This is a genomic window from Bartonella sp. AP57NXGY (assembly GCF_042195805.1).
Classification (GTDB): domain Bacteria; phylum Pseudomonadota; class Alphaproteobacteria; order Rhizobiales; family Rhizobiaceae; genus Bartonella.
Genome location: NZ_JBHIOZ010000002.1, coordinates 45,963 through 55,171, shown reverse-complemented (window position 1 = coordinate 55,171; position 9,209 = coordinate 45,963). Strand labels below are relative to the sequence as shown.

Below are 9,209 nucleotides of genomic sequence, written 5' to 3'. Positions count from 1 at the left end.
TTCAGCTTTTTCAACAAAAGAATTAAGAAATAAAGCAGCCGTTATAGAACCAGCAAAGCTATTTCCAGTTACATTGTTAAGATCGGCAATTGGTGATGATAACATCTCTTGGTAAGGTTTCCAAAGGGGCATTTGCCAAAGAGGATCAAAGACAGCGTGAGCAGATTCAGAAATTTGTTGTGCCCATATTGAATCATTACAATAAAATGCGGGAAGATCTGGTCCTAATGCTATACGCGCTGCCCCTGTTAAAGTAGCCATACAAAGCATGAATTGTGGACTTTCTTCATCACCATAGGCGAGTGCATCGGCAAGGACAAGGCGCCCTTCAGCATCTGTATTACCTACTTCAACACTTAAACCTTTACGACTTTTAAGAATATCACCTGGTCGGTAAGCATTCGCAGAAATTGCATTTTCTACAGCTGGAATCAAAACGCGTAAACGGAAAGGCAATTTTGCATCCATGATAAGTTTAGCCAATCCCAAAACGTTTGCTCCACCCCCCATGTCTTTTTTCATAAGCAACATGTTATTGGCTGATTTAATATCGAGGCCTCCAGTATCAAAAGTTACGCCTTTGCCCACCAACGTTATTTTAGGATGATGTTCTTGCCCCCAGAGTAACTCAATCAGTCGTGGTGCAGTGCTGCCTGCTCGTCCTACAGCATGAATCATCGGAAAGTTATGGGTTAAGAGATCGTCTCCACAAATACTTTTGATATGAGCACCATAGGTTTTTCCTAGTTTTCGAGCTTCTTTTTCGAGAGTATCAGGGTTCATATCATTGGCTGGAATATTAATGAGATCACGGACGAAAAAGACAGCTTCATAAATTCGTTGGAGTTCATTAAGATCAATAGCCTCATTGACATGGATAGATAATGATTTGAAAGAAGAATTTTGACGATAGCGATTAAATTGATAGCTACCGAATGCTAATCCAAGATAGGTATTTATTTCATCAGAGGTTGTACCTTCTAAATGCCATTGACCAGCAGGAAGTTTTTGAGCAAGAACTCCTGTGATAAAAGGATCGTTACCATTGCCAATTCCAAATAAAACTTTTTTTAAATGCCCCGTTTCGTGAGGAATAAAGAGTATTTGTCCCGCTTTACCAGTAAAGTCATTAACTTTTATCCATGCTGTTGTTGACGCATCAAGTGATAAGTTGGCAAGAGTTCTTTGGTTTACCAAGATGATAGGGCAACTGTTATCGATACGTGTTGAGGTAAAATGAATGTGGTGGTGCTGCATAGTTATGAGATCCTTATAGTCGTCTAAGTGCGACATATTCGACCAAATGATTTTTTCCCTTTCGTAGAATGAGATTGGACCGTGGTCGTGTTGGCAATATATTTTCCTGTAAATTTTTTAAATTAATCGTTTGCCAAAGATCCTCAGCGATTTTTGAAGCTTCTTTTTCATTGAGATGGGCATAACGATGAAAATAGGATTCAGGATTTTGAAAAGCTGTTTTACGCAAACGTTTAAAGCGCTCCAAATACCAGTGACGAATGACTTCTGTTTCAGCATCGACATAGATTGAAAAATCAAAAAAATCTGATACGAAAGGAATAGCTTTTCCATCTTTAGGAAGATCACTGACCTGTAATACATTAATACCTTCAACAATTAAAATATCAGGACGATCAATGGTAATAGTCTGATTTTCTAGAACATCATAGATCATATGTGAGTAAAGCGGGGCACGGACATTTCCGATACCTGCTTTTATAGCCGAAAGAAAGCACAGCAACTTTTTAATGTCATAGGAATCAGGAAATCCTTTGCGATTCATTCGATTTTTTTGCTGTAAGATTGCGTTAGGATAGAGAAAACCATCCGTTGTGATTAGATCAACTTTAAGGCTAGATGTCCATCTTTTCAACAGTTCTTGAAGAATGCGAGCCGTGGTTGATTTTCCTACAGCTACAGAACCAGCAATTCCAATAATAAAGGGCGTTTTTCTACTCTCTTCTTGATGGAGAAACTGCTGACGTTTGTGAAAAAGTTCCTGTACTGCTTCAACATGGCATGATAATAGACGCGATAAAGAAAGATAAATGCGTTGGACTTCTTTAAGATCAATAGGATCATCAATAGAGCGTAAACGCTTAATTTCATCAAAAGTCAAAGTAAGAGGTGTGTCTGCACGAAACTCTGACCATTCTTGTGCAGTAAAAACGCGATAGGGTGAATATCGGTCAGAAACGGATTTGATCAGATTATCTTTCTGATTAATTTTTTGTATAGTCGTATCAATCATTTGTATTGGTCGAGAATTTTTTGCAGCAGCAATTGATTTAAGAGTAGACAGATGAGCGGCTTCATTTTCAAGTAAATTTTGTTTTGCATGCTCTCTTCTTTTAAGATAGTAGATCATTTTTCATTAACTTATAGTCCAGTCATTCCAGTTTGCACGGATTTGTGCTAATGAGTGCCCTTGCGCCAAAAAAGTCCATAAAAGTAGACGCGCTTTTACGGCTGATAAATAACCAGACATGAGAGCACCAGAAGCAATCATATCGATTTCGGAGCCTTTATAGCCATAAGTTATACGAGTTGTTGAGCCATTACAACAACGACTAGCAATAATGATTGGTATTTTTTGTGCATATTGTTGTACAAGGTCTGCTTCTTGAAAACTACAGTGTCCTGCACCAAAACCAGCAATAACAACTCCAGCATAATACCCACTTTCAAGGCATAGTTTCATTAATTTTGCATCAGATGATAAAGAGGAATAGAGGAGTGCAATTTGATGATCATGGTTTTGGGGAAGATCAAACGTTTTTGGGAAAAATTTTCGATCATTGAAATAAATAAGTTTTCCCTCTAAAATAGTTCCTAAAACACCTGCAAGACCTGATTGAAATGTTTCGACTTTGACGGTATGGCTTTTATAGAGCCAATAAGGTGAATGAATTGCATCATTTATGACAACGAGAACGCCCCTGTTACGACTTTGTGTGGCTGCTGCGACACGAGTGGCTGCTAAAATGTTGACGGGGCCATCGGCGCCTGCTTCATGAGGCATGCGCATAGCACCGGTTATGATGAGTGGTTCGGCTTCTTTCCAATAAAGAGAAAGAAAAAAAGCTGTTTCTTCCAGAGTATCAGTCCCTTGTGTTAAAACAATACCTTCTGCACCAGCGTTTATTTGTTGTTTTGCCCACTTAATTATTTCAAAAAGCATTTGAAACGATAAAGATCCACTTGGTATTTGCATCAATGTTTGTGCATGAATATCAGCAACGTTATTTAAATCAGGAACACTTTTTATGAGGTTATCTGAAGTTAAAGTCGGTTGCATGTGACCAAAACTATCAGCAGTCATTGCAATTGTTCCACCTAAGGTCCCTATGGCTATTTTTTTCATAATTTTCCTCTAAAAAGCACAAACTGTTTATATAAAGCTATTTAGCAGTAATTTACATTGACAACAATGATATCATTTTTCCATTTTCAACAAATTGAGTTATGCTGAATCATTGTGTTTTGCTGTATATGTTCTTAAATAGGACAATAGTAATTGAGTTTTACATTGTATGAAAAGAAATCAATATTAAAAAGTAAAGTTAATATTAAGGAGTTTCCTTATGACAGAACATAAGCCAGACATAATGTATGGTACAACAATTATTACGGTACGAAAAGGTGGAAAAGTCGTGATGGCCGGTGATGGTCAGGTCTCTCTTGGACAGACAATTATGAAAGGCAATGCACGTAAAGTGCGTCGTCTTGGAAAGAACGGAGTGGTTATTGCTGGTTTTGCAGGTGCTACGGCAGATGCTTTTACATTACTGGAGAGATTGGAAACAAAGCTTGAACAATATCCTGATCAGCTTATGCGTGCTTGTGTGGAACTTGCAAAAGATTGGAGAACAGATCGCTATTTGCGTCGTCTCGAAGCAATGATGCTCGTGGCTGATAAGAAAGTAACTTTGGCTCTAACAGGGCTTGGTGATGTCTTAGAGCCAGAAGATGGGGTTATGGCAATTGGCTCTGGAGGAAATTTTGCTCTTTCAGCAGCGCGTGCACTCATGGATTTGGATTTGGATGCAGAAACTATTGCTCGTAAAGCTATGACTATTGCCGCTAAAATTTGTGTTTACACCAATGATCATTTTACGATTGAAACATTGGATGCAGAATTATCTTCTTTAGAGAAAGCTATTTAAATGTGTGTTGTATTTTCCCCTCGTGAGACTGTTTCTGAACTTGATCGTTTTATTATTGGCCAAAATGATGCCAAACGCTCTGTAGCTATTGCATTGCGCAATCGGTGGCGTAGGCAACAGCTTGATGAGCCGATGCGTGAAGAAGTTATGCCAAAAAATATTTTAATGATAGGGCCAACAGGAGTTGGTAAAACTGGTATTGCACGTCGATTAGCAAAACTTTCTGGAGCACCCTTCGTTAAAGTAGAAGCGACTAAATTTACTGAAGTTGGTTATGTGGGACGTGATGTTGAGCAAATTATTCGAGATCTTGTTGAAATTGCCATTTCTCTTGTGCGTGAAAAGAAACGGGATGAAATAAAAGAAAAGGCTCACGTGAATGCTGAAGAGCGCGTTTTAGACGCCCTTGTTGGTAAAACAGCAAGTCCTGCTACCCGTGATAGTTTTCGTAAAAAATTGCGTGAAGGTGAATTGGATGAGAAAGAGATTGAAATTGAAGTCGCCGATAATAATAGCAATAGTGCTTCAACCTTTGATATTCCTGGTATGCCTGGGGCACAAATGGGTATTATGAATTTATCAGATATTTTGGGCAAAATGGGCAGTCGTACAAAAGTCCGTAAGACGACAGTAAAGGATTCTTTTAAACCGCTCATTGATGATGAATCTGAAAAACTCCTTGATCAGGAGCAAATTATTCAAGAGGCGCTTCGTGTTGCTGAAAATGACGGTATTGTTTTTATCGACGAAATTGATAAAATTGCAACCAGGGATGGTGGAGCAAGTGTTGCGGTTTCGCGTGAGGGCGTTCAACGGGATCTTTTGCCTTTGGTTGAAGGAACAACAATTGCTACAAAATATGGGCAAATCAAAACAGATCATATTCTTTTTATTGCCTCAGGTGCATTTCATGTTTCCAAGCCATCTGATTTATTACCGGAACTTCAAGGACGTTTGCCCATCCGTGTGGAGCTGAACCCTTTAACAAGGGAAGATTTACGGCGCATTCTAACGGAACCAGAAGCTAGTTTGATTAAACAATATATCGCTCTTATGGCAACGGAAGAGGTTCATTTGGAAATTACCGATGATGCAATTGATGCTTTAGCAGATATTGCTGTAGATTTAAATGCAAGGATTGAAAATATAGGGGCACGTCGTTTGCAAACAGTGATGGAGCGCGTTTTGGATGAGATTTCTTTCACTGCACCTGATAAAGCTGGAACATCGTTTAAAATTGATGCTGCTTATGTGAGAAAATCTATTGGCGAGCTTGCTGCTGATATCGATCTTTCACGTTTTATTCTTTGAAAGTTATTGCTTGTTCTGTTTATCTGCGTGCTTCGATAATTTTGAAACCATGGGCTTGTTCATGTATCAACACTGTGCGGAAAATATTTTTTAATAATGTTTCATAAGGCAGGTGGCGGTTTGCAACAAAAAGCAGACTGCCGCTTGGCTTTAAGCACTTTGCAGCATTTATAATAAAATTTTTTCCTAATGAAACATCTGTTGTTTGTTGTGTGTGAAACGGTGGATTTGAAATGATTGTGTCATATAGATTTGTGACAGGTTCATGTACAAGGTCATGCCAATAAAAATGAATTGGAAAAGGAGCTGTTATGGATTTAAGGTGCTGTTTTGCTGCTCTCAAAGCATTGTAGTCTGCTTCATAAAGGTCGAGAGCGGTGAGTTTTTCACTTCTTTCAAGCGCAACGTGAGAAAGATAACCCCATCCAGCACCAAAATCAGCCGTTTTTCCAGAAATAATTTTGAGCATATAAGAAGCAAGCGCAGCAGATCCTGGATCAATACGTCCGTGTGAGAACATACCAGAAGTGGTTTGAAATTTACCAAAAGTGAGCGGTGGTGAGCGCAATTGCGCAATGTTATGTCTCTCAATTTGTTGAGGAACTTGCAACCAAAATACAAGACCATGATTTTTAGACAATTTATTGGTGATGGGAACAATTGTTTTGACCCATTTCATCATTGAAGCAGCACCAGCAGTTTTATCCCCACTAATTACAATCCATCTATTGGGTTTAACGCATTCTAATAAATCAAGAAAACAATTTTGGTTCAAACCACGATATTTGCTCAAATGTAAAAATGCACCATCATAGCTGAAAGTTTTATCTATTTGAGGAGAGCAGTGAAATTGAGTATCGACAAATTTTAAAAAATCTGGTCGCCAAGGCGTAATAACTTTTAAATTTTGTGCCCATTCTGGAGCTGGGATTTCTGTTAAACCAAAACTTAGCCAACACTGGTTTGGATCAGGATACGGGAGTTCATGATTTTCAAAAGGCAAAAATAATAACACATATGACTCTTTCAAAGAAAAATGCCACTCCAATGTTGGGATGGCATTTCATGATACGATAAGAGGAAAAACTTACTCTTCTTTCTTACGGCGGCGCTTATTTTCAGGTTGTTTTTTTTCATCCACGCACTTTTCTTCATTCATCGCTTTATCACTGGTGATTTCCTTTCCGGTTGTTTGATCAACGACCTTCATTGATAACCGAACTTTTCCACGCTCATCAAAGCCCATTAATTTAACCCAAACTTTGTCACCTTCTTTTACAATATCTGTTGTTTTGGTGACGCGTTCTGATGCAAGCTGAGAGATATGAACGAGTCCATCACGAGAACCAAAGAAGTTTATAAATGCACCAAATTCTGCAGTTTTTACAACTGTTCCTTGGTAGATAGCACCAACTTCAGGCTCATCGACAATAGAATGGATCCAACGTTTTGCTGCTTCAATGGTTTTAGCATCAGCAGAAGCAATTTTAATGGTACCATCATCTTCAATATTAATTTTTGCTCCAGTTTGTTCCACGATTTCCCGAATAACTTTACCACCAGAGCCGATAACATCACGGATTTTATCGACAGAAATATTCATAACTTCGATTCGTGGAGAAAATTCACTCAGCTCAGCACGTGCACTGGTTAAAGCTTTCGCCATCTCATTAAGGATATGGATTCGTCCACCTTTGGCTTGTTCAAGCGCGATTTTCATAATCTCTTCGGTAATACCATCAATTTTGATATCCATTTGCAAGGCAGTAATACCATTTTCTGTTCCTGCGACTTTAAAATCCATATCTCCAAGATGATCTTCATCCCCTAAAATATCAGAAAGAACAGCAAAGCGTTCTCCTTCTTTAATCAAGCCCATAGCAATACCAGCAACAGGGCGTGCTAGAGGAACACCAGCATCCATAAGAGCAAGTGAGGTTCCACAAACCGTTGCCATAGAAGAAGAGCCATTGGATTCAGTGATTTCTGAGACAGCACGAATGGTATAAGGAAAAGATTCTTTCGTTGGTAACATGGGGTGAATTGCCCGCCATGCCAATTTGCCATGTCCAATTTCACGACGACCTGGAGAACCAAGGCGTCCCGTTTCACCCACTGAAAATGGTGGAAAATTGTAATGGAGAAGGAATGTTTCCTTATACATTCCTGTCAAAGAATCAACATATTGTTCATCTTCACCAGTTCCCAATGTTGCAACGACAATCGCTTGTGTTTCTCCGCGGGTAAAGAGTGCTGATCCATGTGTGCGGGGTAAAATACTTACTTCTGATTGGATAGGGCGTACGGTAGAAAGATTGCGTCCATCAATCCGCTTTTGGGTATCAAGAATGTTTCCGCGAACAATTTTTGCTTGCAACTGTTTAAATACGGTTGCAATTTGATCTGCACTAAATTGACAGTCTTTTTCTGGTTCTGGCATAAATTTATTGAGGATTTCTGTCTTTAGTGCATCAATTGCAGCATAACGTTCTTGCTTATCAGTAATTGTGTAAGCCTTTCGTATATCCTGTTCTGCCATTTTCTGCATCGCTTTTTCAAGCTCAGAAAGATCTTCAGGAACAAAATCACGAGGATCTTTTGCAGCAACTTCAGCAAGCTTTATAATGGCATCAAGGACAGGTTGAAGGCCTTTGTGACCAAACATTACGGCCCCCAACATGATATCTTCCGGTAATTCTTGTGCTTCTGATTCAACCATCAAAACAGCACTTTCTGTTCCAGCAACAACAAGATCAAGTTTTGATTCAGGCATTTCATCGATATGAGGATTAAGAATATATTGTCCATTACAATAGCCAACGCGGGCACCGGCTATAGGCCCCATGAAAGGAACACCTGACAGGGTCAATGCCGCAGAAGATGCAATCATCGCAAGGATATCGGGATTGTTTTCGAGATCATGCTGTATAACGGAAACAATAACTTGTGTATCATTTTTATATCCCTCAACGAAAAGGGGACGAATTGGGCGATCAATCAAACGTGAAACCAAAGTTTCATTTTCACTTGGCCGACTTTCACGTTTTAAATAGCCCCCAGGTATTCGACCAACAGCATAGGATTTTTCTTGATAATTAACGGTGAGTGGAAAAAAGTCCTGGTCTGGTTTTGGGATTTTGGCCGATACAACGGTAGCTAAGACAATCGTTTCTCCATAGGTAGCAATCACTGCACCATCAGCTTGACGCGCTATTTTCCCTGTTTCAAGGGTGAGCGGACGCCCGGCCCATTCAATTTCTATCTTGTGCGTTTTGAACATTTTTTATCCTTAATGACCAGTGTTTAAATCTTTGATTGCTCACATTCTGGTTTTGCGTAGCATACTTCCAAGATCTGGGGTGGACAACATACTTTTTATCTTTGTTGCAAGAAAAGAGAAGTAAACTGCTTAAATGCGAAACGATGAGCAGTTCTATCCCATAATAACTTATCAGTTTTTAAAATTTTTAATTAAAAGCAACACGTTGAAAAAATGGGTGTTTTTTAAATATCACTTCCATTTTTCTTTTAGCGACGCAAACCTAACTTCTTTATAAGTGTCTGATAACGATTTTGGTCAACTCCTTTAAGATAATCAAGAAGACGCCGACGTTGAGATACCATCTTCAAAAGACCACGACGAGAATGATTATCTTTTTTGTGAGATTTAAAGTGGTTTGTTAAATTAGAAATACGTTCAGAAAGTACAGCAAT

8 protein-coding genes are annotated in these 9,209 nt (G+C 39.0%); 2 read left to right on the top strand and 6 right to left on the bottom strand.

Annotation, left to right across the window (positions count from 1 at the left end; all coding sequences use genetic code 11):
* The 3 genes from ACFIL8_RS00665 to ACFIL8_RS00655 all read right to left on the bottom strand — a co-directional run.
* On the bottom strand, positions 1-1,257 hold a 1,257-nt coding region (locus ACFIL8_RS00665), incomplete at its 3' end, for a M17 family metallopeptidase (RefSeq protein WP_375688752.1).
* 13 nt (positions 1,258-1,270) lie between these two features.
* Positions 1,271-2,269: a type I pantothenate kinase gene (gene coaA / locus ACFIL8_RS00660; protein WP_375627680.1), complete on the bottom strand. Its 999-nt coding sequence runs from the start codon at positions 2,267-2,269 to the stop codon at positions 1,271-1,273.
* A gap of 123 nt (positions 2,270-2,392) precedes the next feature.
* On the bottom strand, positions 2,393-3,382 hold the full coding sequence (locus tag ACFIL8_RS00655; RefSeq protein WP_375668318.1) for an asparaginase: 990 nt from the start codon (positions 3,380-3,382) through the stop codon (positions 2,393-2,395).
* Between the two features lie 220 nt (positions 3,383-3,602).
* Here ACFIL8_RS00655 and hslV point away from each other — a divergent pair, with 220 nt between their 5' ends.
* Both hslV and hslU read left to right on the top strand, forming a co-directional pair.
* The gene (gene hslV, locus ACFIL8_RS00650) at positions 3,603-4,184 is read left to right on the top strand and encodes an ATP-dependent protease subunit HslV (protein ID WP_120121701.1); all 582 of its coding nucleotides are present in this window, start codon (positions 3,603-3,605) and stop codon (positions 4,182-4,184) included.
* Positions 4,185-5,495, top strand: coding sequence for an ATP-dependent protease ATPase subunit HslU (gene hslU, locus ACFIL8_RS00645; RefSeq protein ID WP_375611822.1), 1,311 nt, complete (start codon positions 4,185-4,187; stop codon positions 5,493-5,495).
* A 19-nt stretch (positions 5,496-5,514) separates the two neighbouring features.
* Here hslU and ACFIL8_RS00640 read toward each other — a convergent pair whose 3' ends face one another.
* The 3 genes from ACFIL8_RS00640 to rpsO all read right to left on the bottom strand — a co-directional run.
* Complete coding sequence (locus tag ACFIL8_RS00640) at positions 5,515-6,510, bottom strand: class I SAM-dependent methyltransferase (protein ID WP_375668317.1); 996 nt, start codon at positions 6,508-6,510, stop codon at positions 5,515-5,517.
* Positions 6,511-6,582: 72 nt separating this feature from the next.
* On the bottom strand, positions 6,583-8,775 hold the full coding sequence (gene pnp, locus ACFIL8_RS00635) for a polyribonucleotide nucleotidyltransferase (RefSeq protein WP_375638359.1): 2,193 nt from the start codon (positions 8,773-8,775) through the stop codon (positions 6,583-6,585).
* Positions 8,776-9,023: 248 nt separating this feature from the next.
* A partial coding sequence (gene rpsO / locus ACFIL8_RS00630; protein WP_375688749.1) for a 30S ribosomal protein S15 occupies positions 9,024-9,209 on the bottom strand: 186 nt, incomplete at its 5' end.